Annotated in this window: 27 protein-coding genes; 8 read left to right on the top strand and 19 right to left on the bottom strand. The window is 65.2% G+C overall.

The window, feature by feature from the left end; genetic code table 11:
* Positions 1-11: 11 nt before the first annotated feature.
* The 3 genes from AC22G6_RS06450 to AC22G6_RS06440 form a co-directional block, all read right to left on the bottom strand.
* The gene (locus AC22G6_RS06450; protein WP_487366085.1) at positions 12-923 is read right to left on the bottom strand and encodes a glutaminase; all 912 of its coding nucleotides are present in this window, start codon (positions 921-923) and stop codon (positions 12-14) included.
* Between the two features lie 44 nt (positions 924-967).
* Entirely contained in the window at positions 968-1,204 is a 237-nt protein-coding gene (locus tag AC22G6_RS06445; RefSeq protein WP_487366084.1) for a VF530 family protein, read from the bottom strand.
* Positions 1,205-1,287: 83 nt separating this feature from the next.
* Entirely contained in the window at positions 1,288-1,482 is a 195-nt protein-coding gene (locus tag AC22G6_RS06440) for a YjfB family protein (protein WP_108950131.1), read from the bottom strand.
* Between the two features lie 210 nt (positions 1,483-1,692).
* Here AC22G6_RS06440 and AC22G6_RS06435 point away from each other — a divergent pair, with 210 nt between their 5' ends.
* Positions 1,693-3,015: an MFS transporter gene (locus tag AC22G6_RS06435; RefSeq protein ID WP_487366083.1), complete on the top strand. Its 1,323-nt coding sequence runs from the start codon at positions 1,693-1,695 to the stop codon at positions 3,013-3,015.
* A gap of 39 nt (positions 3,016-3,054) precedes the next feature.
* On the opposite strand, the gene AC22G6_RS06430 is transcribed toward AC22G6_RS06435, so the two are convergent.
* From AC22G6_RS06430 to speB, 14 genes are all read right to left on the bottom strand, one after another.
* Complete coding sequence (locus AC22G6_RS06430; RefSeq protein ID WP_487366082.1) at positions 3,055-5,028, bottom strand: sigma-54-dependent Fis family transcriptional regulator; 1,974 nt, start codon at positions 5,026-5,028, stop codon at positions 3,055-3,057.
* A 170-nt stretch (positions 5,029-5,198) separates the two neighbouring features.
* Positions 5,199-6,413, bottom strand: a complete 1,215-nt coding sequence (locus AC22G6_RS06425; protein ID WP_487366081.1) for a HupE/UreJ family protein — start codon at positions 6,411-6,413, stop codon at positions 5,199-5,201.
* A gap of 74 nt (positions 6,414-6,487) precedes the next feature.
* Positions 6,488-7,099, bottom strand: coding sequence for a VOC family protein (locus tag AC22G6_RS06420; RefSeq protein ID WP_487366080.1), 612 nt, complete (start codon positions 7,097-7,099; stop codon positions 6,488-6,490).
* Between the two features lie 155 nt (positions 7,100-7,254).
* On the bottom strand, positions 7,255-8,829 hold the full coding sequence (locus tag AC22G6_RS06415) for a GMC family oxidoreductase (RefSeq protein WP_108950126.1): 1,575 nt from the start codon (positions 8,827-8,829) through the stop codon (positions 7,255-7,257).
* Positions 8,830-8,866: 37 nt separating this feature from the next.
* Positions 8,867-9,460, bottom strand: coding sequence for a twin-arginine translocation signal domain-containing protein (locus tag AC22G6_RS06410; RefSeq protein WP_234418855.1), 594 nt, complete (start codon positions 9,458-9,460; stop codon positions 8,867-8,869).
* Between the two features lie 52 nt (positions 9,461-9,512).
* A complete protein-coding gene (locus AC22G6_RS06405; RefSeq protein WP_487366079.1) occupies positions 9,513-10,265 on the bottom strand; it encodes a lipoate--protein ligase family protein in 753 nt (250 codons plus the stop codon).
* A complete protein-coding gene (locus AC22G6_RS06400; RefSeq protein ID WP_108950124.1) occupies positions 10,265-10,969 on the bottom strand; it encodes a 2-oxo acid dehydrogenase subunit E2 in 705 nt (234 codons plus the stop codon). The genes AC22G6_RS06405 and AC22G6_RS06400 overlap by 1 nt, the downstream gene beginning before the upstream one ends.
* Before the next feature lie 2 nt (positions 10,970-10,971).
* Entirely contained in the window at positions 10,972-11,217 is a 246-nt protein-coding gene (locus tag AC22G6_RS06395; protein WP_108950123.1) for a lipoyl domain-containing protein, read from the bottom strand.
* Between the two features lie 14 nt (positions 11,218-11,231).
* A complete protein-coding gene (locus AC22G6_RS06390) occupies positions 11,232-12,266 on the bottom strand; it encodes an alpha-ketoacid dehydrogenase subunit beta (RefSeq protein WP_108950122.1) in 1,035 nt (344 codons plus the stop codon).
* 28 nt (positions 12,267-12,294) lie between these two features.
* A complete protein-coding gene (locus AC22G6_RS06385; RefSeq protein WP_487366078.1) occupies positions 12,295-13,305 on the bottom strand; it encodes a thiamine pyrophosphate-dependent dehydrogenase E1 component subunit alpha in 1,011 nt (336 codons plus the stop codon).
* Between the two features lie 790 nt (positions 13,306-14,095).
* Positions 14,096-14,806 carry a fumarylacetoacetate hydrolase family protein gene (locus AC22G6_RS06380; RefSeq protein WP_487366077.1) on the bottom strand — a complete coding sequence of 237 codons (711 nt, stop codon included), beginning with the start codon at positions 14,804-14,806 and terminating at the stop codon, positions 14,096-14,098.
* 134 nt (positions 14,807-14,940) lie between these two features.
* Positions 14,941-15,834 (bottom strand): DMT family transporter, encoded by an 894-nt coding sequence (locus AC22G6_RS06375; protein ID WP_487366076.1) that lies wholly within the window; start codon positions 15,832-15,834, stop codon positions 14,941-14,943.
* An 11-nt stretch (positions 15,835-15,845) separates the two neighbouring features.
* Complete coding sequence (locus tag AC22G6_RS06370; RefSeq protein ID WP_487366075.1) at positions 15,846-17,057, bottom strand: M24 family metallopeptidase; 1,212 nt, start codon at positions 17,055-17,057, stop codon at positions 15,846-15,848.
* 132 nt (positions 17,058-17,189) lie between these two features.
* On the bottom strand, positions 17,190-18,158 hold the full coding sequence (speB, locus tag AC22G6_RS06365; protein WP_487366074.1) for an agmatinase: 969 nt from the start codon (positions 18,156-18,158) through the stop codon (positions 17,190-17,192).
* 173 nt (positions 18,159-18,331) lie between these two features.
* On the opposite strand from speB, the gene AC22G6_RS06360 reads away from it, so the two are divergent.
* Positions 18,332-19,252, top strand: coding sequence for a LysR family transcriptional regulator (locus AC22G6_RS06360; protein ID WP_487366073.1), 921 nt, complete (start codon positions 18,332-18,334; stop codon positions 19,250-19,252).
* Between the two features lie 28 nt (positions 19,253-19,280).
* Here AC22G6_RS06360 and AC22G6_RS06355 read toward each other — a convergent pair whose 3' ends face one another.
* Positions 19,281-20,240, bottom strand: a complete 960-nt coding sequence (locus tag AC22G6_RS06355) for a LysR substrate-binding domain-containing protein (RefSeq protein WP_487366072.1) — start codon at positions 20,238-20,240, stop codon at positions 19,281-19,283.
* Positions 20,241-20,433: 193 nt separating this feature from the next.
* On the opposite strand from AC22G6_RS06355, the gene AC22G6_RS06350 reads away from it, so the two are divergent.
* The 5 genes from AC22G6_RS06350 to AC22G6_RS06330 all read left to right on the top strand — a co-directional run bounded on the left by AC22G6_RS06350 (position 20,434) and on the right by AC22G6_RS06330 (position 24,741).
* A complete protein-coding gene (locus AC22G6_RS06350; protein ID WP_108950113.1) occupies positions 20,434-21,282 on the top strand; it encodes a transporter substrate-binding domain-containing protein in 849 nt (282 codons plus the stop codon).
* Positions 21,283-21,330: 48 nt separating this feature from the next.
* Entirely contained in the window at positions 21,331-21,981 is a 651-nt protein-coding gene (locus AC22G6_RS06345; RefSeq protein ID WP_487366071.1) for an amino acid ABC transporter permease, read from the top strand.
* Positions 21,982-21,994: 13 nt separating this feature from the next.
* Positions 21,995-22,660 carry an amino acid ABC transporter permease gene (locus AC22G6_RS06340; RefSeq protein ID WP_487366070.1) on the top strand — a complete coding sequence of 222 codons (666 nt, stop codon included), beginning with the start codon at positions 21,995-21,997 and terminating at the stop codon, positions 22,658-22,660.
* Positions 22,661-22,670: 10 nt separating this feature from the next.
* On the top strand, positions 22,671-23,465 hold the full coding sequence (locus AC22G6_RS06335) for an amino acid ABC transporter ATP-binding protein (protein WP_108950111.1): 795 nt from the start codon (positions 22,671-22,673) through the stop codon (positions 23,463-23,465).
* A 91-nt stretch (positions 23,466-23,556) separates the two neighbouring features.
* Positions 23,557-24,741, top strand: coding sequence for an FIST signal transduction protein (locus tag AC22G6_RS06330; protein WP_487366069.1), 1,185 nt, complete (start codon positions 23,557-23,559; stop codon positions 24,739-24,741).
* A gap of 1 nt (position 24,742) precedes the next feature.
* Here the strand turns inward: AC22G6_RS06330 and AC22G6_RS06325 are convergent, their stop codons facing one another.
* The gene (locus AC22G6_RS06325; RefSeq protein WP_487366068.1) at positions 24,743-25,291 is read right to left on the bottom strand and encodes a DedA family protein; all 549 of its coding nucleotides are present in this window, start codon (positions 25,289-25,291) and stop codon (positions 24,743-24,745) included.
* A gap of 188 nt (positions 25,292-25,479) precedes the next feature.
* Between AC22G6_RS06325 and AC22G6_RS06320 the strand changes: the two genes are divergently transcribed.
* Positions 25,480-26,085 carry a DUF938 domain-containing protein gene (locus AC22G6_RS06320; protein WP_487366067.1) on the top strand — a complete coding sequence of 202 codons (606 nt, stop codon included), beginning with the start codon at positions 25,480-25,482 and terminating at the stop codon, positions 26,083-26,085.
* The last annotated feature ends 61 nt before the right edge of the window (positions 26,086-26,146 follow it).

The raw sequence follows: 26,146 nt of genomic DNA, 5'->3' as shown, positions 1-26,146 counted from the left end.
GCAGCAGGCACTCAGAACACCGACAGGCCGGTGCGCGCGACGAACATTTCGAGCGCCTTCATGCCCAGCAGCGAGTTGCCGGTCTCGTCCAGCCCCGGCGACCACACGCACAGGCTGAGGGTATCGGGCAGCACGGCCACGATACCGCCGCCCACCCCGCTCTTGCACGGCAGGCCGATGCGGAAGGCAAACTCGCCGGCCGCGTCGTACGTGCCGCAGGTGAGCATCAGCGAGTTGATGCGTCGTGCCTGGCGATCGGAAACCAGCGCCGAGCCATCGAGCGGATGCGCGCCATCGTTGCACAGGTAGCCAATGGCCCGAGCAAGCTGCACGCAGTTCATTGCCACCGAGCACTGGTGGAAATAGAGATCGAGCACCGGCGCAACATCGTTGTCGATATTGCCGAAGCCTTTCATGAAGTTGGCCAGCGCGATGTTGCGAAAACCCGTCGCTGCCTCCGACGCGGCCACCTCCTCGTCAAACGCCACGGCTTCGCCGGACAGGCTGGAGAGCAGCGCGAGAATTTCGGCCCGCCCATCGCCGCAAGTGCTCACCAGGCGGGCGGCCACCGCAATCGCCCCGGCGTTGATGAAGGGGTTGCGCGGCACGCCGTGTTCGGCTTCGAGCTGCACCAGGGAGTTGAACGGGTTGCCCGAAGGCTCGCGCCCGATGCGCTGCCACAGGACCTCGCCCAGGTTGCGCATGGCGAGAGTGAGCGAGAACACCTTGGAGACACTCTGGATGGAGAACAGCGTCGTCGCATCGCCCGCACAGTACTCCGCGCCCTCCCGGGTGCGCAGTGCAATGCCCAACTGGTGGGGCGAGACCCGCGCCAGGGCGGGGATGTAGCTCGCCACCTTGCCGGCGCCGAGTTCGGGTTTGAGCGTGCTGACGATGTCGTCGAGTACGGGCTGGAAGTCCATCGTCCTGTCCTTGCGAGTGAGGTGCTGCAGAATGGTGCGGACGCTCAGTGCCTGGGGATACCGCTGCGCACCGTATAGACATACAGCGCCTCGACCTGTTCGCGTGCCCACGGCGTGCGCCGCAGAAACTTGAGACTGGAGGCAATGCTGGGCTCGTGATTGAAGCAGCGGATGTCGATCTGCTGCCCGAGTTCCGCCCACGTGTAGTAGGTCAGCAGTTCGTTGAGGATCTTCTCCAGGGTGATGCCGTGGAGGGGATTATTGGGCTGCGCGTCTGCCATGGGCTTGTCTCGAATCGGGGCAGGCGAACGATAGCAGCCCCCGGGCTGCGCCCCAAGTTTTCAGCGGGCGCTGCCGGGGCGGACTATGCCCAGGTATCGATCACGCCCCCCGCGGTTCCGGCGGGCGCAGCCGGCACGGGCGGCAAGGCCTCGAGCAGCTGCATTGCGCTCTGCTCCTGGATATCCATGGCTTTCTTGAGCACCGACATCGACACTTCCTGCTGCAGCTGGGCCGCGGAGTTGGCACTCGCGGCGGCGGCGATGGATGAGACATCCATGTCGCACCTCCTTGTCTGATTCTGGCGAACACGCCAATACCGGGCTTAACGGCAGTGCGCAGAAAAACTTGAATCGCCCGTCACCGTGACCTTGCGCACCAACTTGGTGTTTATCCGAGTACCTTAGTCGGGATAGCACGGGTAACATGACGGAATCTTTCGCGGGCGCCCCTCGCCCCGCCCGCCGCCAATCGAGTCAGCCCCCGCACAATGATTCTGATCCTGAAGTCCTTCCGTTCACTTTACTTTGCCACCCTGCTGATGCTGCTGGGCTCGGGCCTGCTCAGCACTTACCTGGCCTTGCGGGTCGCGGCAACGGCGGACGGCCTGTGGGTGGGTGCCTTGATGACGGCAAACTACGTCGGCCTGGTGCTGGGCGGCAAGGTGGGACACCGGCTGATTGGACGCGTCGGCCACATCCGCGCCTATGTGGCGTGCGCCGGCGTGGTGACGGCGGCCGTGCTCGGTCACGGCCTGACCGACTGGCTGCCGGCGTGGCTGACGCTGCGCATGGTGATCGGCCTGTGCATGATGTGCCAGTACATGGTGATCGAGAGCTGGCTCAACGAGCAGTCCCATGCCGAGCAGCGCGGCCAGGTGTTTTCCGGATATATGGGCGCCTCCTATCTCGGCCTGATTCTGGGCCAGCTGGTGCTGGTGGCGCACCCCGAGCTCGGCCTGGAGTTGCTGATGCTGGTCGGGCTGTGTTTTGCCCTGTGCCTGGTGCCGGTTGCCCTCACCCACAAGCTGCACCCGGCCAAGCTGCACCCGGCGCCGCTTGAGCTGCGCTTCTTCTTCAAACGCGTTCCGCTGTCGCTGATCACCATTCTGGTCGCCGGCTTGCTGATTGGCTCCTTCTACGGCCTCGCACCGCTCTACGGCACGCGCATGGGCCTGACGACCGAGCAGGTCGGTCTGTTCATGGGTAGCTGCATTTTTGCCGGCCTGCTCGTGCAATGGCCGCTGGGCTGGCTGTCGGACCGGCGTGATCGCGTATGGCTGATCAGCCGCTGTGGCGCGGTGCTGGCGGTGTTCGCCCTGCCGCTCGCAGTCTTGCCCGAGGCGCCGATATGGCTGCTGTTCGCGGCGGGCTTTGCGGTGTGCATGCTGCAGTTCTGCCTCTACCCGCTTGCGGTTGCGCTCGCCAACGACCACGTGACCGCAGACCTGCGGGTATCGCTCACCGCCATGCTGCTGCTGACTTTCGGTGTTGGCGCCAGTATCGGCCCACTCCTCGCCGGCGTGCTCATGCGCTTTCTCGGCGCCAACATGCTGTATGTCTTTGTCGCCGTCTGCGCGGCCGTGGTGGCATGGCGGGTGCAGCCCAAGCGCGCGACCCACCTGCATCAGGTCGACGACGCGCCGCTGCATCACATCCCGATGCCCGACAGCACCAGCAGCTCGCCGCTGGCCGCAGCCCTCGACCCGCGGGTCGACGAGCAGATTGCGCAAGAGCAGATGCAGCATGCGGGACCGGAACAGCAGACGTCTCCCCCGACCGACGAACCCGTCGAGCGGCCTTCAGGCAGCTGACGCCGGGCGGGTGCCCTCAGCCCACACCGCGAGACCGACTCAGAGCTGGTTTGGGGGCACGATGCCGTGGCGCTTCATGCGGCGATAAACCGTTGCACGGCACAGCCCGAGCTCAGCCGCTGCCGCAGTCACGCACCACTTGTGGCGCTGCAACGCTTCGAGCAACCATTCCCCCTCACGCTCGCTCCAGCGCGGCCCCGAGCCGGCCATGGACGACATCGCAGTCGGCGCTGGCGCCTGGGGCGCAGGCCTGTGAGCAAGTGACGGCTCCATCAACTCATCGGGCAGATCACACACCCGGATCCGTCCGCTGTCGCTGACCGCGAGCGCAAAGCGCAGCACGTTGCGCAACTGGCGCACGTTGCCCGGCCAGGCATGACCGCACAGCAGGACCATGGCCGCCGGATCGATGTCGGCTTCGCATCCCATCTCGGCCGCTTCCTCGGCCACGAGCAGATTGATCAGGTAGGTCTTGTCCTCACGCATCCTGAGTGCGGGCAGGTAGAGTGTCGCACCACACAGCCTGTAGTAGAGATCCTCGCGGAACAGACCATCGGCAATCAGCTTGCGCAGGTCACGGTGCGAAGCGGCCACCACCGTCAGCCGGATCGGCTGCGCCTTGTCGCTGCCGAGCGGAGTCACCTCCTTTTCGGCCAGCACACGCAGCAGTCGCGTCTGCAGGTGAATGGGCATGTCACCGATTTCGTCGAGGAACAGGGTGCCACCGTCAGCCTGGGCGATCAGCCCCTTCATGCCCTTGCTGCGCCCGCCGGTAAAGGCGCCGGCGGTGTAACCGAACAGTTCGCTCTCGATCAGCGACTCGGGGATTGCGGCGCAATTGATGGCCACGAACGGTTTGTCGCAGCGATCGCTCGATTCGTGCAGGGCCTTGGCCACGACCTCCTTGCCGGTCCCGGTTTCGCCGTGCAACAGAATGCAGACCGACTTGTTGACGAGGCGTTTTGCCTGCCTGATCAGACGCTGCATCTGCGGATCATCCCCCGCCAGGCGGTCGAGCGCGGGCGCGCTCACGTCCGGCTCGGCCATCTGCGCCAGCTCCGTCCTGCGACCGGGCGCGACGCAGGGCGAAATCACATGGGCGTAAAACACGTCGTGATCGAAGGTGGTCAGGGCCGTGCGCTCGTTCAGTAAGGCATTGCGCCCAATGCGCCATACCTCGGCACTGCCTTCGCGGAAGATCGAATCGAGCGAACTGCCCACGAGCGCGCAGGACACGCCGCGGTCACTCCCGGCCCTGAGCACGCGGCGCGCACCATTGTTGGCGCCGACAACGACGCCGTCGGCATCGAAAGCCAGCAGCATTTCACCGCTGGCATCGACCATCGGCCACGCCGCACCCAGCCGCAACACGTAGGCTTCGTGGAAGAAACGCATGAAGTTGGCGTCTTCGACCATCTTGGCGTACATCACCGTCAGCTGCAGCGCCAGGTGCTGACTCTCGCGCGGTGAAGGGGAGCTCAGGGCGGAGATGTCGAGCACCCCGAGCAACGCCCCGGTGGGGTCGAACAGCGGCGCACTGTTGCAGGTCAGCGCGATGTGAGACGAGTCAAAGTGATCGATCTGGTGGCAGGTAATCGGGCTGAGATCGGCGATGCATGTACCCACCGCGCAGGTGCCCGCCCGCGCCTCGCTCCAGTCGGCACCGAGGTAGAGACCCGAGCGTCGGAGTTCTCCCTCCCAACGGTCATTGCCGATGAAGTCCACGGTCACGCCGCTGGCATCGGTCAACAGCAGCACGTAGCCGAGATCGCATACCCGCTTGTAGAGTTGCTCCATGCCTGTGCGTGCGACCAGCAAAAAATCCTCGATCTGCTCGCGGTGCTGGCGCAGCTGGCTGTGTTCGATGATGTGTGCGGGCGTCGGCCGCGTGGGGTCGAGATCGTACTCTTCGATGCAGCGCAGCCAGGAACGCTGGATCCGGTCTTTGGATACGTCATTGCTCCGGGCCACGGACAGCACCCGCGAGATATGATCGCGTTGAGCGAGTTGCATTGCCAATGTCTCCTCCATGCGCGCCTTTGCGGGGAGCCCCCCAGGCGTCGGTCGTACGTCAGGCCGTTCGGGCGGCCTGCGTCGTCATTTCCTCATCTTATATCATTCGTAGCATCCTGCCGGCGCACGGCCCGCCCCCCTTCGGCGCAGACCGTGCGCCTTCATTGCAGTCAGGGCAAGGCCTGGGCCAGCGCCACACCACGCTCAACCACCCAGAACGACGCGACCACGGAGCACGGCAGGGCCAGCACCCGTCCATTGGCAAAGTGCGGGCTTCGCCAGTAGCGCCGCAGCAGCCAGAGCAGCGGCGCAGCGACGAGCGACAGGGCAACCTGGCCCAGTTCAATGCCAAGGTTGAAGCCGACGATCAGGCCCGCAAGATTGCCGGCAAGACTCGATGCAGCGTCGGTCAGCGCGAACGAGAAGCCGAACCCATGGACCAGCCCGACGCAGAACACCACAGGCGCGAGCAGGGCGCGCTCGCTTGCCCTCAGTACCCGCCAGCCGGCGTACACGATGGACGCCGCGATCGCCACCTCCACCCCGGGCGCAAACCACGCAAGCGCATTCAACCCGCCGAATGCGCCAGCGCACAGGGTGATCGAGTGCCCCAGCGTGAAGGCGAGCGAGGTGCGCGCAAACTGCGCCACGCTCGATGCGCCGAGCACCAGCAAGAGGATGAAGAGCACATGATCGAGCCCGCCGAGCACGTGGCGAACGCCCCCCTCGATGTAGTTGAGGAAGCCTGGCTGCGGTTCTGCCGCCTGCGCGCCGCCACCACCTGCAGTCGCCGCCCGCGCCGCCTCGATATCGAATGTGGAGGACAGACTGCCCACACTCTGATGACTGCCGACAGTGCTGTCCTCGCGATGGATGCGCACGATGTTGACAGCACGCTCAGCCAGATCAGGCCACTCGAGGGGACTGCCGGACAAGACCGACTGCACCCCGGGCAGCGGGCGCGGAAAGCGCAGGCGCATGCTGACGACCGCGTCAGCCAGGTCGACCGAGACATCGTCGTACACGGTCACACCATCGCCCACGTTGCGCTCGATCGCTGGCAGATAGGTGAAGGGGTCGCGCGCAGTGAGGGTGTCTATGCGCGCCCCTTCCAGGCTGCCATACGCACCATCGATCTGCAGCGCACGACCGAGGCGCGCCTGCAGCAAGCCGGTGTCGCGACGCAGGGCCGCACCATCCACCAAAAGCTGCCCGCGCTCATCGGTGTCGAGGAAGTGCGGTGGCGGCTGATCACCGCCCACAGTCCAGTCGTGCGGCAGCAGCACCATGGCCAGCGGCATCTGCACATACACCCGCAGCGCGCCATCATGCGGCACGACGTGGACGATGCGGGCCATGAAGTCCTGGAAGTGGGCCCTTGCCATGGCGCCATACGACAGCACACAGGCAAGGAGCAGCCAGACAAGCGTGCGGCCCGCGCCGCACGCGAGCCGCGCCCTTACTTGCGCGGGTCCCACAGCCGCTCACTGGTGGTGAGTTCGTAGGCGCGCCCGTCCGGCGCACTCACGAGTTCCAGCTGCATGCCCCAGGGTGACATGAAGTAGATCCAGGTCAGCCCCTTGAGCGGCCCGTCGGCAAACAGATGGGGTTCGCCGAGGAACTGCACCCCCTTTGCCTTCATGTCTGCCATCGCCGCCTTCATGTCGTCGACATAGAAGGCAATGTGATGCCCGCCGATGTCACTGTTCTTCGGCCCTTGCTTGCGCTGATCGGGCGAGGTGTATTCGAAGATCTCGAAGTTGGTGCCGTTATTGCATCGCACGAGGTGGGCTACCGGAATCTCGGCGCGCGGATTGACGTTGAGGTTCTCCTTCATCCAGTCGTCCTTGAAGGGACCGAACGGACCGATGGTGAAGAAGGCCTTGCAGCCCATCACGCCCACGAAAAAATCCACCGCCTGTTGTGCATTGGGCACGGTGAAGCCGAAGTGTTCAACACCGCGCATGCCGGGTACGGCAGCGTGCGTGGCCGGCAAGATGGCGACCAGGGTAACGGCGGCAACGCAACGACGGAACAGGCGGCCGCTTCTGGAGCTGCTTTCGAGTTTCATTTGAGAGATTCCTTTCATGTTCTGCATTTGTCATTGCTCCTCGCTGCAGGCTTGCTGAGGCGAAAAGGTGGGGGCTCCGCAAGCGGGCCCCCCAAGCTCACGCGAGGAGGAACGCGTTCATCGACTGTGTAGCCCGGAGCACGGAGCACGGACGCTCAGAGTTCGCGCCGCTTCATCGCCCCCGCGATGTATTCCGCCTGCCGGACGGCAAGCGCGACGATGGTGAGCGTGGGGTTGGCCGCGCCACTGGAGGTGAACTGGCTGCCGTCGGACACGAACAGGTTCTTGATGTCGTGCGTCTGCCCCCACTTGTTCACCACACCATCACGCGCCTCTGCGCTCATACGGTTGGTGCCCATGTTGTGGCTGGCCGGATAGGGCGGCATGTCGATCACGCGGGTGGCGCCGATGGCTTCGGACAGCTTGCGCCACTGGCCGAGGCCGTGGCGGCGCATGGCCGCGTCGTTGGTGTGGTCGGTCTTGGTAACGATGGGGATGGGCAGACCGTGCTGATCCTTTTCGGTCGCATGGAGGGTGATACTGTTCTCCTCCTGCGCCAGATCCTCTCCGCATACCCACACGCAGCTCATGTGGTCAAACTTCTCCAGCGCCGAGCTCACCTCGCGGCCCCAGCCACCGGGCTTCATGAAGGCGGCGGCGAAGGGCAGGTGCAGGGCGAGGCCCTCAAGGTGATAGCCACCGACGAAGCCACGGTCGGGGTTGTTGGGCACTTCGTCGGACACCACCGCGGCGATGTCGAAGCCCCGGTACATGTACACCGGCCCGGGATTGATGGTGAGCGCCGCCGCCGTGGTGTGGTTCATGTAGTTGCGGCCGACCTGTCCCGAGGAGTTGGCGAGGCCGTCGGGGAACATCGAGGATGCCGAGTTGAGCAGCAGGCGTGGCGACTCGATGGAGTTGCCGGCAACGCACACCACACGCGCCTTCTGAAGATGCTGACGTCCGTCCTTGTCGGCATAGAGCACGCCGGTGGCCTTGCCGCTGCTGTCATGCTCGATGCGCAGGACCATGCTCTGCGGTCGCAGTTCGGCGTGACCGGTCTCCATCGCACGCGGGATCTCCGAGTACAGCGTCGACCACTTGGCGCCGATCTTGCACCCCTGCATGCAGTAGCCGATCTGCTGACAGGCGGGGCGACCATCGTTGGGGCGCGTGTTGGAAGCCACAGGGCGCACGATCTCCTTGTAGCCGATCTTGCGCGCGCCGGCCTCGATCACCTTGTAGTGGTTGTTGGGCGGCATCGGCGGCAGGCCGCTGGCCTTGGTGCCCGCCACACCCATCTTGCGTTCGGCGATGTCGTAATACGGCGCCAGCTCCTCGTAGCTGATCGGCCAGTCGAGCACATTGGCACCCGGCACGTGGCCGTAGGTGCTGCGGGTCTTGAATTCGTGCTCCATGAAGCGCAGCGCCAGGCCGGACCAGTGCATGGTCGAGCCACCCACGCCCTTCACGATCCACGCCGGCAGGTTGGGATAGGTTTCGGTATGGTGCCAGCCGCCGGCCGAGATGCGCTTGTCGAGCCACGAGATCTTGGCAAACATGGCCCACTCGTCGTTCTCGAAATCCTCCTGGGTGTGGTGCTTGCCCGCCTCGAGGATCACCACGTCGATACCCTGCCGGGTCAGTTCGTCCGCAAGCGTGCCACCGCCCGCGCCGGAGCCGACGATGACGACGACGCTGTTGTCGTCCTTGGAAAAGGTCTTGCTCATGTCTCTTGTCTCCGTCTGTTCTTATGCATGTGCGGGATCAGGCCTGGGGCAGCCAGTCGATATCGTCGAAACCGCGATCGACGTAGCCGCCCTTCTCCCACGACGAGCCCTCCTCGCCGAACAGCGGCCATACCGCCTTGTTGTTGTAGAAGCCGGTCACCATGTCGCCCTTGATCTTCTGGAAGAAGGCGCCGCGCTCGATCGCATACAGCAGACCCAGACGTTCGGTTTCGGTGGGAACGTCGGCATAGGGCTTCCTGAAGCTCGCCATGGCGAGGCGGTCGAGCTGCGCGACGCCGTCGAGAATCAGCTTCTTGAGCGCGGGGTCCTTGGCCGCCATCGCGTCGTAGGGCTCGATCGCGAGCATGTAGTAGCGATCCGAGATCCTGTCGTGGGGGAAGATGTCGCGCGCCATGACCAGCAGGGTCTTGCCCGGACCCGCGCCAAGCTGGGTGAAGCCCGCGGCGAGGGCATCACGCGCAGGCATCATCAGGCTGCCCGCGGACAGCGCGGTCACGCTCGCCGCCGCCACGCCAGAACCTTTGAGAAATCCGCGCCGGCTGACGGTGATCCGTTTTTCAACGACGCGCATGCCCTGCGCTGCAGGGGTGTTGCGGTGTTCGTCCTTCATGATGTCTCCTCTTGTTTTGTACTGCCTGGTCGTAACTTGGGTTTCGCGGGGTTCAGGCCGCCACGGAATGGGTTGGGAGCGGGTTGGAAAGCGGGACCGGGTGCACACCGAGCACATCGGTCAGCATCTGGTGCAGGGCCGAGGCGAAGCCCTCGACCAGCGGCGCTGACCCGAGCGCTTCCTCGCACGACGTCGTCCGACGTTCCAGCGCTGCCCTGTCTCCGGCGGGGCGGTCGAGGGTGTCGCACAGCAGCGTCCAGTCCGGGCGCGCAAGCAGGGTGCCCGAGGTGAGCAGCACCCCGTGGCGGCGGCGCAGCTGCGCGAGGCCGACGATCTTGCGACCGTCGACCACGACCTCCCACGGCGACAGACCGCCGAAGCAGGCCCAGCCCAGGGCGGGATCTGCGGTGCTGCCGCGCACGTCGGCAGGCGACAGGGCGTGTGCGGCAATGCCCATGTCGCGCAGCAGGCCCGCGATCAGCACCCCCAGCCAGCGGTAGCTGGTGACCGTGCCCCCCGCAAGCAGCCGGTGGTCGGGCGGCAGCAGAATTGAGGTGCTGAGCATCCACGGCCCGGTGAGCACCGCGCCGCCACCCGAACTGCGCTGGACGAGCTCGCAACTGGCAGGACGCGAACGCGCCTGATTCAGCAGTGCCGCCTGTGAGCAGCCGAACACCACGCCCGGCGCGCGATAGGTCCACAAGCGCAGCTGCGGTTCGCGCACCGGCGCCTGGAGCAGCGCCTCATGCCAGCGCTGCTCGTCGGTACTGCTCACCATGGCAAGGCGGGGCTCGGCGTCGTACATCACAGATCCGCCGACTCGATGCGGCGCGCGAGGTCGCCCAGAAAAAGCGCCGCCGGGTAGCCATCCACCGCACGGTGGTCGAACACCAGGTGCAGGCCCATCATCGGTGCGATGACGACTTCGCCATTGCGCGCAACAGGCTTGTCGAGCACCCGTGTCACCCCGAGGATCGCGACCTGCGGCGGATTGATGATCGGCGAGAAGCTGTCGATCGCGGTCGTGCCGAGGTTGGTCACGGTGAAGGTGCCGCGCTGGTAGTAGCCGGCACCGAGCGCCCCTGCCCGTGCACCGGAGGCGACCTGCCTGAGCGCATCCGAGAGTGCCGGCAAGGCAAGCCGGTCGGTATTGCGGATGACCGGCACCATCAGGCCGTCGTCGAGACTGACGGCGACCCCGATGTTGATCTCGGGCATGAGCTCAACCGCCTTGTCGCGCATCAGTGCGTTGAGTCGCGGATGTTCGCGCAGGGTGAGGGCAAGCGCACGCAGCACCAGTACGGTGAGCGACACCTTGTCGCCGGCTGCGGCGAGGTCGCGGCGCAGCGCCTCGCAACGGCTCACATCCACCTCGACCGAGTGCAGAACGCGCGGAATCTGCCAGCCCTGCCCCATGTTGCGGGCAATGGCGCCGCGCAACCCGGTGAGCGGAATCATCTGCGCAGCCGGCACGTCGGCTGCTTGCACAGTGCTTGCGGGGGCATTCATGATCAGCCCTCGATCACCGCAAGCACCGCGCCGCGACCGAAGGTGTCGTCGACTGCGACCTTCAGTGCGGCCACCTTGCCGCCGCAGGGGGCAAGGATCTCGTGCGTGGTTTTCACCAGCTCGGCCACGGCCAGGATCTGCCCGGCCTCGACACTGTCGCCCTCGGCCACCTGCCACTCCTGCAGCAAGGCTTCGGTTCCCTCTTCCACATCCGCCCACACGGCGTCGTCCATCACGATATCGGTCATGTGTGTTCTCGCTTTCAGTTCAGGTTGAGTTGCATCAGGTCGCGCACCGCGGCGGCAATGCCATCCACCTGCGGAATGGCAAAGTCTTCGAGCGGGCGGCTGAAGGGAATGGGCACATCGGGCACGGCCAGGCGGCGGATCGGCGCCTTGAGCTTCACGCGGTCGAGATGCTCGGCGACGATCGCCGCGATCTCGCCGGAGAGCCCGAAGGACAGGTAGTCCTCGTCGGCCACCAGCAGGCGGCCGGTCTTGGCCACCGAGCGCAGCACGGCCTCCCTGTCGAGCGGCACCAGGGTGCGCAGGTCGATGATCTCGACGTCGATGCCTTCGGCGGCGAGCTTGTCCGCTGCCAGCACGGCCTTCTGCACCATCTGCGACAGGGTGACGATGGTCAGGTCGCGGCCCTCGCGCACCACCTTGGCCTCGCCGAAGGGGATGGTGTAGGGCTCGAGCGGAACGGCGTTGGTGCTGCCCTCGTAATAGGACATCCACGACAGCCCCATGATGCCCTTGTGATACATGAACACCACCGGGTTGTCGTCGCGGATCGCCGCCGTCATCAGGCCCTTGGCGTCATAGGCGTTGGACGGCACGACGACCTTGAGGCCGGGCACATGAGCGAAGATGCCGTAAAGACATTGCGAGTGCTGGGCGGCGTCGTTGTAGCCACCGCCGATGCCGGTGGTGATCACCACCGGGTACTTGGTGTTGCCACCCGACATGTAGGTGTTCTTGGCGAGGTGGTTGTAGATCTGGTCGAAACACACGCCGAAGAAATCCACGAACATGAGTTCGGAGATCGGCCGCAGGCCTTCGGCAGCGGCGCCGATGGCCGCGCCCATGAAGCCGGTTTCGGAAATCGGCGTATCCATGATGCGGTCGGGGCCGAACTTGTCGAGCAGGCCGGTGGTCGCGCTGAAAATGCCACCGTACTTGCCCACATCTTCACCCATCACGAAGACGCGCTGGTCGCGCTCCATCTCCTGGGCCACCGCCTCCGAGATGGCCTGCGCCATGGTCAGGGTGCGGACTTTGGTTTCTGTTGTCATCGCTGTTTCCTCTCGTCGCGGGTCCGGTTCAGTCGGCAAACACGTGAAGCAGGGCTTCGGACGGTTCGGGATAGGGGCTGTTGCGGCCAAACGCATAGGCCGCCTCGATGCGCTCGCTCACGGCCTTGCGCAGACTGGCATCGCTGGCGTCGTCGAGCAGGTCGCGTGAGCGCAACAGCGCGCCAAGCGCCGGGATGGGGTCGTGGGTGCGCAGCTCCTGCGCTTCGCCCTTGGGGCGGTAGGTTTCGGGGTCACCCTGGAAGTGGCCGAGGTAACGGTCGGTCTTGACCTCGATCAGCGTCGGGCCTTCGCCACGACGCGCCCGTGCAACGGCCTCACCGGCCGCGCGGAACACCGCGACGGCGTCGTTGGTCTCCACCAGCACGCCGGGCATGCCATAGCCGGCCGCGCGAACGGCGTTGGATTCGACCGAGGTCGAGTCATGCTTCTCCACCGAGATGCCATACTTGTTGTCTTCGCACACGAAGATCACCGGCAGCTTCCACAGCGAGGCCAGGTTGAGCGCTTCATGAAAGGCGCCTTGGTTGGCAGCGCCTTCACCGAAGAAGCCAATCGCCACCCAGTCCTTGCCCAGCTTCTTAGCCGCCAGCGCCGCACCGCAGGCTTGTGGTGCGGAGGCACCGACGATGCCGCTGCAGGAGAACTTCACCGCCGGGTCGAACAGGTGCATGTGCCCGCCCTTGCCGCGGCCCAGGCCCGTGGCCTTGCCGAACATCTCGGCGGTCATCGCGTTCAGGTCGACGTTCTTGGCAATCGCGAAGTGATGCGGCCGGTGCGCGCCAACCACGGAGTCTTCCGTCCTCAGGTGGGCACACACGCCCACTGCAACCGGCTCCTGTCCGGCTGCGAGGTGCATCTCGCCCGGCACCGGGCCACCACCGATATCGAAGGCGAGGCCTTTCTGAATCTTGGGGGGGAGCTTGCCCTCGAGATAGACCTTGGCCATGGTCTCCTCGTACTCGCGAATCTCCACCATCTTTTCGTACATCCACAGCAACTGTTCGGATGTCGGGTCCATAGCAGGTGTCTCCTCTAAACGTCTTGTTGGCCGGCGAATCGCCGTGTGTCGCATCCGGCCCCGTCAGCGGCCGGCTTGCCCTTCCTCATCGCAAGAGCGATGCCAGGCGCCATGAACGGCGCAAGAAAGCGTCTCAAGTCACTGTTTTCAATGAACTTGAATGCTTTTTACCGACGCGCTTTCAGGCAAGAAGAGCGCGAATCTGTCGCAGTCGCTGTTACAGCTGTCGCAGGGGCTGTAACAGCTGTGGCGGGGTAATGAACGGGCGTCCGCCGGGCGCGGCACATCGTCGTCAGGAGCGAAGGGGGCAAGACTGGAGGGCGCACAGCGTCGCGTGGGGCGAAGTTGCAATGCACGCCGGAAAGGTCAGGTCAGGTCAAAGCGGACAGCGCAGCCCGCCCTGAAAAGGGCGCGCTGCAGGAATCGGGGGTGGAACCGGAGGTCCGCGAGCCACCGATCGCAGGAAGGGGCTGCGTGACCTCGAGACGGTCAGCGGCAAAGCGCCAGGAAAACTTAGGATCGGCAAGGGCACAGCTGCAGCCGGCCCGGGACGCGGGCGCTGGCACAGCCTTGGCGTGAACAGGCAGGCAACGCGGCGGGACCGGGCAAGCGCAGACCGCCCGCCTGAGTGCCATTCCAGGACGCCCTTCAGACCCCGGCCGCCTGCGCCCCGACTGAAGGGGACGCATCGGCCTGAGCGCCTGGGACGCTTTCAGATCACCCTGGAAGTCACAATAAAAAATGATTGAGCCTCGTCCCGGGGGCTGGCTTACCCCGGGTGCTGCGGAACTCAGGGCTGGGCGCCCACGGTGATGGCAATGCTGCCCACACCGGCGATCCCGCCCTCGAGGCGGTCACCGACCTTCACCGGCCCTACCCCGGCAGGCGTGCCGGTATAGATCAGGTCGCCGGCTTCTAGGGCGAAATAGCGCGACAGGTGGGCGATCACTTCGGGCACGCTCCAGATCTGCGAGGAAAGATCACCCTGCTGGCGGCGCTCACCGTTAACGTCGAGCCAGATCTCGCCGGCTGCGGGATGACCGCTGCCGCTTGCGGGCACGATCTCGGAGCACGGTGCCGCGGCGTCGAAGGCCTTGCCAATTTCCCACGGACGGCCCGCTTTCTTTGCCGCGCCCTGCAGGTCGCGCCGCGTCATGTCGAGACCGACGCCGTAGCCGAACACATGCTCAAGCGCGTCTTCGGCTGCGATGTTGCGCCCACCGCGACCAATCGCGACAACGAGTTCGATCTCGTGATGAACATCGTTCGATTCGCTCGGATACGGAAACACGCTGCCCGATGGGATCAGACTGTCCGGATGCTTGGTAAAGAAGAACGGCGGCTCGCGGTCGGGATCGTGGCCCATTTCGCGCGCGTGGTCGGCGTAGTTGCGGCCCACGCAATACACGCGGCGCACCGGAAAGCGCTTTGCGCTCCCGCTCACTGCGACACTGGGTACGGCCGGGGCAAAGACATACTGCTCGTTGTGATCGGACGACACGTCGGGAATCTCCTTGTTATGTGCGCCCGGAGCGGATCGCGCCCCGGGCTCGCACGTGCGGAAACAAGTCTATCCGCGTCTCGATTTTCCCGGGATACCTACGACGGGAAATTTGAATGCGGCAGGCGCCGGACTCAACGCGGCGCGCTGGCGGCCGATCGCCGCGGCAGAAAGCGCGCCAGCATGGGCCAGCGCAGGTTGCCGAGCAGGGCACCGCTGAGAATCGCTGCTGCCGCGAAGCCGGTTGCGGGTCCGAAGTGATGGCCATTCACCACGATCAGCAGAATGGTCGACAACAAGGGCGTCAGGTAAGCCAGCGCACCGACCGCGCGCGGATCGCCATGCTTCAGTGCGATGTCCCAGGTCAGAAAGGCCAGCCCCATCGGCCCCAGGCCCAGACCCGCAATCAGGGCGAGGTCGCTGCCGGACAGACCAAGCAGGCCGGCACTGCCGAACAGTGCCAGATGCAGCAGGATCGACGCGGCACCCGCCATCAGGCAGCACGCACCGATGGCCGCGGTCGGAAACGACGGCATCCTGCGGCAGCCGAGGGAATAGCCCGCCCACACGAAAGCCGCCGCGATTGCGCTCAGGTAGCCCAGTGCATGCTCGCTCGAGATCGAGAACTTCTCGCCCCCGAGGATCAGAACCGCGCCGCCGAAACCCAGCACCGCGCTCAGCACGTGATTCACGCCCAGACGGTTGCCAGGCAGGAAGACCGGCGTCAGCAGCACGATGAGCAGCGGCCACAGGTATTGCAGCAGGTTGACCTCGACCGCCGGCGCCAGGCCGAAGGCAGCAAACAGCAGGGCGTGGTAGCCGAACAGCCCCCCGACCCCGACCGCATAAGCGCGCGGCTGTGCATGCCACGCGTGCGGCCGCAGGCCACCACCCACCAGACCGCCCACGAACAGGGCAAGGCCGGAACTCACGAGGGGCGGAACATGGCTCACCCGGTCGGTCAGCAAGGCGAGCGACGCCCACACCACAATGGTGAACAGGGCGGCCAACAGCGCGCGCGGTGTCATGCAGAATCCCCTTATGCGGAAATGATGTTGTGCTCGGGCCCGAACGGGAAGGCGGTGATGTTATCCGCACCCTGCTCGGTGACGACAAGAATGTCGTGCTCGCGGTAGCCACCGGCGCCGGCCATGCCTTCGGGCAGCATGATCATCGGCTCCATCGAGACCACCATGCCGGGGACGAGCACGGTCTCGATGTCCTCGCGCAGTTCGAGGCCGGCCTCGCGACCGTAGTAGTGGCTGAGTACGCCGAACGAGTGACCGTAGCCGAAGGTGCGGTACTGCAGCAGGCCGTGGCTGCGATAGATTTCGTTGAGCTCGGCCGCGATGTCGCAGCAGCGCGCGCCCGGACGGATCAGTTCGAGGCCGCGGCGATGCACCTTGCAGTTGATCTCCCACAGTTCGAGGTGGCGGGCGCTCGGCTCGCCGAAGAACAGCGTGCGCTCGAGCGCGGTGTAGTAGCCGGCGATCATCGGAAAGCAGTTCAGCGACAGGATGTCGCCACGCTGCACGCGGCGGGTGGTGACCGGGTTGTGCGCACCGTCGGTATTGATACCGGACTGGAACCAGGTCCAGGTGTCGCGCAGCTCCGAGTGCGGCACGCGCTTGGCGATCTCGCGCACCATGGCGGCGGTCGATGCCAGCGCGACTTCGTACTCGGGCACGTTCTCGGCAATCGCGTCGACGCAGGCCGCGCCGCCGATGTCGGCCACGGCGGCGCCGATCTTGATCAGGGCAATTTCCTCGTCCGACTTGATCATGCGCATGCGCATGGTGGCCGGCGCCACATCGACCCACTCGACGTCGGGGCGGGCGTGCTCGAACTTGCGCAGATTGTCGAGGTTGAGGTGGTCCTGCTCGAAGCCGACACGACGTGCCTTGCCCGGCAGCGCCTCCTTGACCGCGACGACGTAGTTGTCGCGCTGCCAGTCGGTGTAGATCAGGTTTTCGCCGTAGCAGCGGCGATAGCCCTGACCACCGTCGATGTTGGTGGTGATCAGTACCGAGGTGTCCTGGGTGACGACCAGCGCGTAACTGCGGCCGAAGCTGCAGTACAGAAAGTCGCCGTAGTAGTTGATGTTGTGAATCGAAGTCAGCACCACGGCTTCGAGCGATTGCTCGGCCATGTGGGCACGCAGCATACCAAGGCGGCGGTTGACTTCGGGAGCGCTGAAAGTCGGCCGCACTTTGGGGCCGTTGTTCAGGGTGATGAGGCTGGGCATATCCATGATGGCTCCTGGCGGGATGATTGGCGAGGCAAGCATCTCGCATCGGTCCTGAGCCCAACAAGCAGCGATTTCTAATCGGCCGGCATTAGTTTTTCTATGGGCTGACCCAATGCCGGCCGCGCCCGAATGTGCCTATCGCCGTGCCGCGATGCTGTCGGCCAGCACGCACAGAATCTCGAACATCATGGTCGCACCGACGAGTGCGGTGTTGCCGCTCTGATCGAAGGGCGGCGACACTTCCACCACGTCGCCCCCCACCAGGTTCAGACCCCGCAGCCCACGAACCATGCGCAGCGCTTCCAGCGTGGTCAGTCCGCCGATCTCCGGCGTGCCGGTACCGGGCGCATAGACGGGGTCGAGCGCGTCGACGTCGAAGCTGACATAGGTCTGGCCATCGCCGACCACCCGGCGCACCTCGGCGATGACGGCGTCCAGCCCCATGGCGTGGAACTCGTCGATGTCGATCACGCGAATGCCCTGGCGCTCGCCCCAGTCGTTATCGCCATCGTTGTACAGTGCGCCGCGAATGCCGATCTGCACCGTCCGCTTCGGGTCCAGCAGACCTTCCTCGATCGCGCGCCTGAACGGCGTCCCGTGCGTATAGGGGTTGCCACCAAAGTAGGTGTCCCAGGTGTCGGTGTGCGCATCGAAATGCACCATGCCAACCGGCCCGTCCTTTGCCAGTGCGCGCATGATCGGCAGGGTGACGAGGTGGTCGCCCCCCACCGACAGGGGCGCAATGCCCCGCCCGCACACCGTGTCGTAGAAGCCGGCGATGCGTTGCAGCGAATCGAGCAGGTCGGCCGGATTGACCGGCGCATCGCCGAGGTCGGCGCAATTGCACAGCGCAAACGGATTGATGCCGCTGGCCCGGTTGACGTTGCGCACCATCGTCGACAGGTCGCGTACCTGACGCGGCCCGTGCCGTGCGCCGGGGCGGTTGGTGGTGCCGCCATCCCATGGCACCCCGATCAGGCCGATCTCGACTTCCCCGATGTCTGCATCCGTCAGCTGGGTGAAGGGCAGACGCATCAAGGTGGGCAGGCCGGCATAGCGTGGCATCACCGTTCCGGTGATGGGCGCGAACTTGTTTTCACTCATGACTGACTTCCTGATGGCAACATGCTGGAGGTGATGAGTGATTCTTCCACGCCGCCCCGCGGGCTTGAATCCCGATTGTTGAAACCTTAGTTGCGGATTTTCAGAACATTGCTGCCGACACGAGACCCGATGACCACAGTGCGACCACGCCCCGGCGCCGGAGGCCGATCCACATGCTGCGCGTGACCGATATCGACCTGCGCCTGCTGCGCATCTTCAAGAGCGTCACCGATTGCGGCGGATTTTCTGCCGCCGAGACCACGCTCGACATGAACCTGTCGACCATCAGCACGCATATGTCGGAACTCGAGTCGCGCCTCGGCGTGCGTCTGTGCGAGCGCGGCCGGCAGGGCTTCCGCCTCACCGACGAGGGGCGCGCGACCTACCTGCTGGTCGAGCAGCTGCTGAACTCGGTCGAGGACTTTCGCGCAGGCGTCGGCGCCATCCACCAGCAGATCGGCGGGGAGCTGGGCATCGGCGTGGTGGACAACACCCTCACCGATCCGCAGGCGCGCATCAGTGCGGCCATTCTCGCGCTCAAGCAACGCGGCGGCGATCTCCACGTCAGGCTCGAGATCAAGTCACCGAGCGAAATCGAACAGGCGGTGCAGGAGCGCCGGCTGCATGTCGGCATCGTGCCGTCGTACAACGAACTGCCCGGTCTGCGCTATGAACCGCTGTACACCGAAACCCTGACGCTGTACTGCGGCAGCGGTCACCCGCTGTTTGACGCTGCGCCGGCCCGGGTCGAGCTGACGCAGCTCGACGGGCTCGACTTTGTCTCCCGCGGCTACATGCGCGAAAACCGCGAGCTGAGCAGCACGGCGCGTCTCAATGCGAGTGCGACCGTCCATCACATGGAGGCAGTGGCCACCCTGATCCTGTCGGGCGCGTTTGTCGGCTACCTGCCGCAACACTATGCCGCACAGTGGGTCGCGTCGCAGCACATGCGCCCCTTGCGCCCCGACCTGCTGAGCCAGCAGGCCGCATTCAGCATCGTCACCCGCCGCGATCGCGGGCAGACCATCGCGGTGCAGGCCTTCGTCGATGCACTGCGCGGAAACACGGCGAACGCCCGCCCGGCCGGGGCGTGAAACCACCCGGGCCGGGGTATGCACACGCTCAGGCCGCCACCGGCTCCTTGTCGAAACTGAGCTGCAGCGCGGCGTCGCGGCAACGCACGTGATCCTCGGCCTCGGCCCGCATCCATTCGATGAATGCAGCAACACGGGGGCGCGTCTGACCCGCCAGCGGACACACCAGATACACCGCGCCCTCCTGGATCACGTCGGGGAAGGGACGCATCAGCCGCCCTTCAGCAAGGTCGTCCGCACACAGCGAATGGCGCGCGAGGCTGACGCCCTGCCCCCCGCATGCGGCCTGGATCACGAGATCGGCCGGTGAAAAGGCCGCGCCGCCGCGCGTGCTCACATCGAAGCGCGAGATCCGGGTGAAGAACACGTCCCAGTTGGTGCTGTAGTTCGCCTGCGGCAGGGAATCGTGCAGGAGTTGCGTGCGCGCAAGGTCGGTGTAGTCCTTGAGCTTGAGCACTTCCTGCAGCTGCGGGTTGACCACCGGATAGCTCACATCCTCAAACAGCTGGAGCTGCAGCAGACGGGTGTTGTCGGTCCATTCGCAGGACACCGCGACGTCCACCTCGTCGGCCTTGAAGTTGGCCGGGGTCATGTCGCCGTCGATCAGCAGCCTGATGTTCGGATAGGCGGCAGAGAAGCGCGGCAGACGCGGCATCAGCCACCTTTTAGCAAAAGAGGGCATCACGCGCACCTTCAAGGTGCCTTCCTGCGCCTCGCTGCGGATCGTCTGCATCGTGTTGGTGAGCAGTTCGAATGCGGCCGACACCCCCTGCAGCAGGCGCCCGCCTTCACTGGTCAGCCGCAGCCCGCGCGGCAGACGTTCGAACAGCGGATAGCCAAGCCGCCCTTCCAGCGCCAGGATCTTCTGGCTGACCGCGCTCTGCGTCAGGCATAGCTCCTGCGCTGCACGGGTAAAGCTGCCGTGACGCGCCGAGGCTTCGAAATAGCGCAGTGAATCAAGCGGGGGAAGGTGTCGGGAGTCGTGCATGTCGTACGCCTGCAAAGTGTGCCTGTGGTACAACCTAAGCAATATTCGTACCGGCATTAGAAATACTAATGAAAGCGGATTAATAATTGTCGTTTGTGCTGCGCAGCACGTCCCGGCAATCTGGATTCCGCGATGCACACCCGGCCTTCCCCCGAGGCGCCACAGACTTACTCAATGTTGACAAGGAACTGCCATGAAGACGATTCGCCCGCTGCTCAGTCGCCTCCTCATTGGTGCGCTGCTGCCACTTGCCGCTACCGCCGCCCACGCCGACCTGCTCTCCAAGATCAAGGAGAAGGGCGAGATCGTGATCGCCACCGAAGCCCGCTACGCGCCGTATGAAATGCTCGAGGACGGCAAGATCGTCGGCTACGGCAAGGACATTCTCACCGAGGTGATGAAGGACCTGCCCGGCGTGAAGCTCAAGCAGCTCGATGTGCCGTTCCAGGGCATCCTGCCCGGCCTGACCGCTGGCCGCTTCGACTTTGTCGCCACCTCGCTGACGATGACCAAGGTCCGCGCAGCCAACTACGCCTTCACGCTGCCGATCTCGACCGCGGACGTCACCGTCCTCAAGCGTAAGGGCGACACCCGCATCAACAAGGCCGAAGACATGGCCGGCATGGTCGTCGGCAGCCAGTCGGGTGCCGCACAGGTGCAGCTGCTGCGCGAGTACGACGAGAAGACGCTGAAGCCGATGGGCAAGGCGCTGAAGGAGGTCAAGGAGTTCATCGACTACAACGAAGCCTACGCCGCCCTGGCCTCGCGTCGCGTGGATGCCGTCGCCCAGGCACTGCCGAACCTCGCCCCGCTGGTCAAGGAGCGTCCGGACGTGTTCGAAATCGTGATGCCTCCGTTCGGCCCCGCCACCTACTACGGCTGGGTTGGCCGCAACGACGCAGACAGCGCCTCGCTGGTCGCGCTCTTCAGCGACGGCATTGCCAAGCTCAACAAGAGCGGCAAGCTCGCCGAACTGCAGCAGAAATGGTTCGGATTCACGATGCCCGTCCCGTCCGACAAGGTTCCGACGCCGGTCAATTGAGTCATCCGCTGACCGACCGGCCTGGTGCCGGTCGGTCGGGAGAGCGCCATGTTCGATTTCACGGTCGTCCTGACGACACTGCCCCAACTGCTCACCGGTCTGGCCGCCACTTTCGGCGTGTCGATCACGGCCATCGTCCTCGGTTTCTTCCTCGGCTGGGCGATCTGCCTTGGCAGTGTGAGCCACCTGCGCTGGCTGTCCGCCATCAGTCGCCTCTATGTGAGCTTCTTTCGCGGCACGCCGCTGCTGGTGCAGCTCACGCTGGTGTTCTACGCCCTGCCCGCAACCGGGATCAGCCTGCCGCCGCTGGTTGCCGCGGTACTTGCACTCACGCTGAACACCGCCGCCTTTCAGGGCGAGATCCTGCGCGCCGGTTTCCTGATGCTGCCGCGGGGCCAGCTCGAAGCGGCACGCGATCTGGGGCTCACGCGCTGGCAGACGCTGCGCCACGTTCAGGTGCCACAGGTCTTTCGTTCCATGCTGCCGGCACTGACCAACGAAACCATCGACATCATCAAGAACTCCGCCCTGGTGTCCACCGTTGCCGTCACCGAGCTGATGCGAACCGCCCAGGTGTACGCCTCGACCACCTACCGCCCGATCGAGTTCTTTGTCGCGGCCGGTGTCCTTTACCTGGTGCTGACGATGAGTACTGCGCGCATTGGCGCGTGGCTCGAACGTCGCCTGCCCGCTGGCTGAAACGGAGCTCACCATGTTCGATTTTGGACTGATTACGGACAACGCCGACGCCCTCAAGGCCGGCCTGTGGATGACGATCCGCCTGTGCGCGGCGGGCATCGGGCTCGGACTCGTCGGCGGCATGCTGCTGCTCGGGTTCAGGAAACTCTTCGGCCCCCGCCTCGACTTTCTGTATCGCGCCTACATCACGCTGTTTCGCGGCACACCGCTCCTGGTTCAACTGTATGTGGTGTTCTATGGCGGGCCCTACGTCGGCATCGAATGGTCGGCTGAGCAGGTCGGCATCACCGGCCTGGCAATGTACGGCGCCGCCTACTTTGCCGAGATCTTCCGTGCCGGCATCGAGGCGGTGCCGCGCGGCCAGCTTGAAGCGGCGCGCGACCTCGGCATGAACGCCGCACAGACCCTGCGTGTGGTGGTGTGGCCGCAGATGCTGGCGCGCTGCATGCCACCCCTGGTGGGGCAGACCGTCATCCTGCTCAAGGAGTCCTCGGTGCTGTCGATCATCACCGTGCCGGAGCTGACCACGATCGCGATGCGCATCGCCAACGAAAACTTCGCCATCGTCGAGCCCTACGCGGTGCTGGCGCTGACCTACTGGGCGCTCACCGTGGGCGTTGCCCGCGGCGGTCACATGATCGAGCGCCGCTTCACCCGACATCTCGCCCGCCCAGCCTGAAGGAGCCATCATGCAGCACAACTACGCAATCAAGCTCAAGGACGTGCGCAAGCGCTACGGTGATCACGAGGTCATCAAGGGCGTGAGCCTGGACATCGAGCCCAAGGAAGTCGTGACCATCATCGGCGGCTCGGGATCGGGCAAATCCACCCTGCTGCGGTGCATGAACTTCCTCGAGGAGTACAACGCCGGGGAGATCCTGATCAACAACCGGCTGCTGGGCTATGGCACCACCGGCGTGGGCACCTACTACCGGCTGCCGGAGCACGCCATCCGGGCGTCGCTGAGCGATGTCTGCATGGTGTTCCAGCAGTTCAACCTGTGGCCGCACATGAGCGTGATCGACAACGTGTCGACCCCGCTGCGGCTGGTCAAGGGCGTGGCGAAAGACGAAGCGCGCAAACGTGCGCTGGCGGAACTGGAGCGCGTCGGCCTGCAGCACAAGGCAGACGCCTACCCCGGCCAGCTCTCGGGCGGGCAGCAGCAGCGCGTCGCCATCGCCCGCGCACTGACCATGCAGCCCAAGATCATGCTGTTCGATGAGCCGACCTCTGCGCTCGACCCGGAGCTGGTCGGTGAAGTGCTCAACGTGATCCGCGCCCTGTCGGAAGAAGGCATGACCATGGTGATCGTCACCCATGAAATGGGCTTCGCCGCAAAAGTGTCGGACAAGGTGGTCTTTCTTGCCGAAGGCATCATCGAGGAACAAGGCCCGCCGGAGCAGATCTTCGGCGCACCGCAGAGCCCGCGCCTGAAGCAGTTTCTCTCCACCTGGCGGGAGCGTCAGGGCGATTCGCCGCTGTAGGCGGACAGCCTGACGGCAACAAAGTGTCGCCGGCGCAAACCGGAGGCGAAAAACGCTGTCAGACTTTGAACCTCACGGATTCAAGACTGCCATGTCCATCTCGCCTTTCATTGCCGCGCACGACAACAACCCCGACTGGCGTACCGCGCTGAATCACTGTCTGGAACAGCTGACCCGCGCTGCGAAAGCGGACGCGGGTGCTGCGCCGGTGGCCGAATACACGCTGGGCTGGTGCTATCTGACCGACCCCTTTGCCGATGCGGCGGAAGCGATACTCGCCGAACTCAGGCAGCACCTGCCCGGTGTGAGCTGGGTCGGCACGGTCGGGATCGGCATCGCGGCCAGTGGCGTTGAGTACATCGACGAGCCCGCCATTGCCCTGATGCTCGCCCCCTTGCCGCGCGCCTCCTTCAGGCTGTTCTCCGGTCGCCAGCCCTTGCCGATGACGCCGGAAGCCGGCGCGATCAACGCCCACACCGCGCTCGTGCATGCCGATGGCACCACGCCCGACCTGCAGGAACTGCTGCCCGAGCTGGCCGAGCGGACCGCGACCGGATACCTGTTCGGCGGGCTGTCTTCGGCGCGCACCCATACCTTGCAGATTGCCGACGCGGTGCTCACCGGCGGTCTGTCGGGTGTCGCCTTTGCCGAGGACGTCGGCCTGCTGTCGCGGGTGACGCAGGGCTGCCAGCCCATGGGTCCGGCACGACGGGTGACACGCGCCGAGGACAACACGGTGCTCACCCTTGATGGCCAGCCGGCGCTTGCGTGCGTGCTGCAGGACCTGGGACTGGGCAATGACCTCGCCGTCGAGGAGATGGCTGAGGCCCTGTCCTCGACCCTGGTCGGACTGTGCCGCAGCAGCGACGACCAGGCCTCCACGCCGGCCCGCTTCGGCCCGGACACCCTGGTGCGCCACATCGTCGGCCTTGATCCGCGCGCGCGGGTGCTGGCCATCGGCGACGAGGTCGAGACCGGCGCCCAGCTCACCTTCTGCCGGCGCAACCCGGAAGCCGCGCTGGAGGATGTTCGCCGCATCGCGACCGAGATCAGGGATGAGCTCAAGGCCGGCAAGCAGCGCGCCGCCGGCGCCATCTACGTCAGCTGTGTCGGCCGTGGCGGCCCGCACTTCGGTGCGCCGGACGCGGAGATGCGCGCCATCCGCGACGTGCTCGGCGAGTTGCCGCTGGTCGGCTTCTTTGCCAACGGCGAGATCGCGCGCGACCGGCTCTACGGCTACACCGGGGTACTCAGCGTGTTCACCATGCCGGCATGATCTAGCGCCGGCGCACGTACAGCCAGCCAAGGCTACCTGCAAGCAGAATCACCAGGGCGATCGTGCCCTCGTGCTGCCGGGCTTCGTCGAGCAGGTTCAACAGCGCCAGGCCAAAGGCGTAGCCCAGGCCAGTAAACAGCGATGCCCACACCAGTGCAGCCAGCAGGTTGAGTGCGACAAACTCGGCCAGCGGTGCACGGGCGATACCAAGCGCCAACGGCCCCGCGACGCGCAGGCCATAAGAAAAGCGCAGCGCGAAGATGAGCCATCGACGGTGACCGAGCAGGCGCGGACGCAGTTTCTCGACCTTGTTCGCGACCGCAGGAAAGCGGGCCAGCACGCGCTCACCGCGCCAGCGTCCAAGCAGGTACCAGCCCTGATCCACGAGTGCATTCACTGCCGCAGCGAAGAGCGTGATCCCCCACCATGAAGCGTGCCCCTGGTGCGCTGCGTAGCCCGCGAGCACGACGACCGTCTCGCCCTCGAACAGCCCCCCGAGCAGGACGGCCAGATAGATATGCGTTTGCAGCAGCAGGGCGAGATCAGGCATTCACTCTCGATTTCGGAAGTTCAGTACTACTCCGGGGCGGACTGCGCGACTGGTATGGTGGCGCAGGGTCGACTGCGATAAGCTCGGACACATTCAAACTGCCCCATGCGCATTCGCCGCGACACCGTTCAAACAGGCATTCTGCCCCCAATGTGGCGTCGCAGGTGAGCACCTCAGAAGGAAGATCCATGGAGCTCGACCCACGCCAGTTCGCCCCTGCTACCGAGCGCAATCGCCACCTCATCCTCCCCGTCCTGCAGCGCGTGCTGCCCGCCGCGGGCACGGTGCTGGAGATCGGCAGTGGTACCGGCGAACATGCGGTGTACTTTGCTCAAACACTGTCGCACCTGAACTGGCAGCCGAGCGACACGAATCCTGCGGCGCTGGCATCGATCAATGCATGGATCGAACATGCTGGCGCGAGCAACGTCGCCGCACCGCTTGCGCTCGACGTGCGCGCGCCGAAGTGGCCGCTCACCCGGGCCGACGCCCTGGTGTGCATCAATGTGATCCATTACTCGCCCTGGGAAAGCACGCCGGCCTTGCTCGCGGGCGCAGCACGAGTGCTGCCCGAAGGTGGCATCGTGTATCTGTACGGCCCCTACCGGCACAAGGGACGGCACACGGCACCGAGCAACGAAGAGTTCGATGCCTGGCTCAGGAGTCGCGACCCAGAATTCGGTGTGCGAGATATCGAAGCGGTGGAGGCTGAAGCAGCCGCTTGCGGGCTGCGCCTCGACGAAGTCATCGCCATGCCGGCGAATAACTTCAGTCTGATCCTGAAACGCAGCTGAGCACTGCATCCGGGGCGCAGCGGCAAGCCTGCCACCCCGGAGAAGTCATCAAGACATGAGG

It is taken from the genome of Parazoarcus sp. PS-13 R2A, from assembly GCF_057621855.1.
Note: the sequence above shows the minus strand (reverse complement) of the source record. Positions and strands in the feature narration are given on the sequence as shown.

What these genes read in the sequence shown, in the direction of transcription:
- AC22G6_RS06425 (WP_487366081.1), bottom strand. Translation starts at nt 6,413, where the DNA reads ATGGCAAGGGCCCACTTCCAGGACTTCATGGCCCGCATCGTCCACGTC.
- AC22G6_RS06345 (WP_487366071.1), top strand. Translation starts at nt 21,331, where the DNA reads ATGTTCGATTTCACGGTCGTCCTGACGACACTGCCCCAACTGCTCACC.
- AC22G6_RS06355 (WP_487366072.1), bottom strand. Translation starts at nt 20,240, where the DNA reads ATGCACGACTCCCGACACCTTCCCCCGCTTGATTCACTGCGCTATTTC.
- AC22G6_RS06420 (WP_487366080.1), bottom strand. Translation starts at nt 7,099, where the DNA reads ATGAAACTCGAAAGCAGCTCCAGAAGCGGCCGCCTGTTCCGTCGTTGC.
- AC22G6_RS06430 (WP_487366082.1), bottom strand. Translation starts at nt 5,028, where the DNA reads ATGCAACTCGCTCAACGCGATCATATCTCGCGGGTGCTGTCCGTGGCC.
- AC22G6_RS06395 (WP_108950123.1), bottom strand. Translation starts at nt 11,217, where the DNA reads ATGACCGATATCGTGATGGACGACGCCGTGTGGGCGGATGTGGAAGAG.
- AC22G6_RS06435 (WP_487366083.1), top strand. Translation starts at nt 1,693, where the DNA reads ATGATTCTGATCCTGAAGTCCTTCCGTTCACTTTACTTTGCCACCCTG.
- AC22G6_RS06335 (WP_108950111.1), top strand. Translation starts at nt 22,671, where the DNA reads ATGCAGCACAACTACGCAATCAAGCTCAAGGACGTGCGCAAGCGCTAC.
- AC22G6_RS06390 (WP_108950122.1), bottom strand. Translation starts at nt 12,266, where the DNA reads ATGACAACAGAAACCAAAGTCCGCACCCTGACCATGGCGCAGGCCATC.
- AC22G6_RS06445 (WP_487366084.1), bottom strand. Translation starts at nt 1,204, where the DNA reads ATGGCAGACGCGCAGCCCAATAATCCCCTCCACGGCATCACCCTGGAG.
- AC22G6_RS06405 (WP_487366079.1), bottom strand. Translation starts at nt 10,265, where the DNA reads ATGTACGACGCCGAGCCCCGCCTTGCCATGGTGAGCAGTACCGACGAG.
- AC22G6_RS06320 (WP_487366067.1), top strand. Translation starts at nt 25,480, where the DNA reads ATGGAGCTCGACCCACGCCAGTTCGCCCCTGCTACCGAGCGCAATCGC.
- speB (WP_487366074.1), bottom strand. Translation starts at nt 18,158, where the DNA reads ATGAGTGAAAACAAGTTCGCGCCCATCACCGGAACGGTGATGCCACGC.
- AC22G6_RS06340 (WP_487366070.1), top strand. Translation starts at nt 21,995, where the DNA reads ATGTTCGATTTTGGACTGATTACGGACAACGCCGACGCCCTCAAGGCC.
- AC22G6_RS06360 (WP_487366073.1), top strand. Translation starts at nt 18,332, where the DNA reads ATGCTGCGCGTGACCGATATCGACCTGCGCCTGCTGCGCATCTTCAAG.
- AC22G6_RS06375 (WP_487366076.1), bottom strand. Translation starts at nt 15,834, where the DNA reads ATGACACCGCGCGCGCTGTTGGCCGCCCTGTTCACCATTGTGGTGTGG.
- AC22G6_RS06440 (WP_108950131.1), bottom strand. Translation starts at nt 1,482, where the DNA reads ATGGATGTCTCATCCATCGCCGCCGCCGCGAGTGCCAACTCCGCGGCC.
- AC22G6_RS06450 (WP_487366085.1), bottom strand. Translation starts at nt 923, where the DNA reads ATGGACTTCCAGCCCGTACTCGACGACATCGTCAGCACGCTCAAACCC.
- AC22G6_RS06385 (WP_487366078.1), bottom strand. Translation starts at nt 13,305, where the DNA reads ATGGACCCGACATCCGAACAGTTGCTGTGGATGTACGAAAAGATGGTG.
- AC22G6_RS06410 (WP_234418855.1), bottom strand. Translation starts at nt 9,460, where the DNA reads ATGAAGGACGAACACCGCAACACCCCTGCAGCGCAGGGCATGCGCGTC.
- AC22G6_RS06350 (WP_108950113.1), top strand. Translation starts at nt 20,434, where the DNA reads ATGAAGACGATTCGCCCGCTGCTCAGTCGCCTCCTCATTGGTGCGCTG.
- AC22G6_RS06400 (WP_108950124.1), bottom strand. Translation starts at nt 10,969, where the DNA reads ATGAATGCCCCCGCAAGCACTGTGCAAGCAGCCGACGTGCCGGCTGCG.
- AC22G6_RS06330 (WP_487366069.1), top strand. Translation starts at nt 23,557, where the DNA reads ATGTCCATCTCGCCTTTCATTGCCGCGCACGACAACAACCCCGACTGG.
- AC22G6_RS06325 (WP_487366068.1), bottom strand. Translation starts at nt 25,291, where the DNA reads ATGCCTGATCTCGCCCTGCTGCTGCAAACGCATATCTATCTGGCCGTC.
- AC22G6_RS06415 (WP_108950126.1), bottom strand. Translation starts at nt 8,829, where the DNA reads ATGAGCAAGACCTTTTCCAAGGACGACAACAGCGTCGTCGTCATCGTC.
- AC22G6_RS06370 (WP_487366075.1), bottom strand. Translation starts at nt 17,057, where the DNA reads ATGGATATGCCCAGCCTCATCACCCTGAACAACGGCCCCAAAGTGCGG.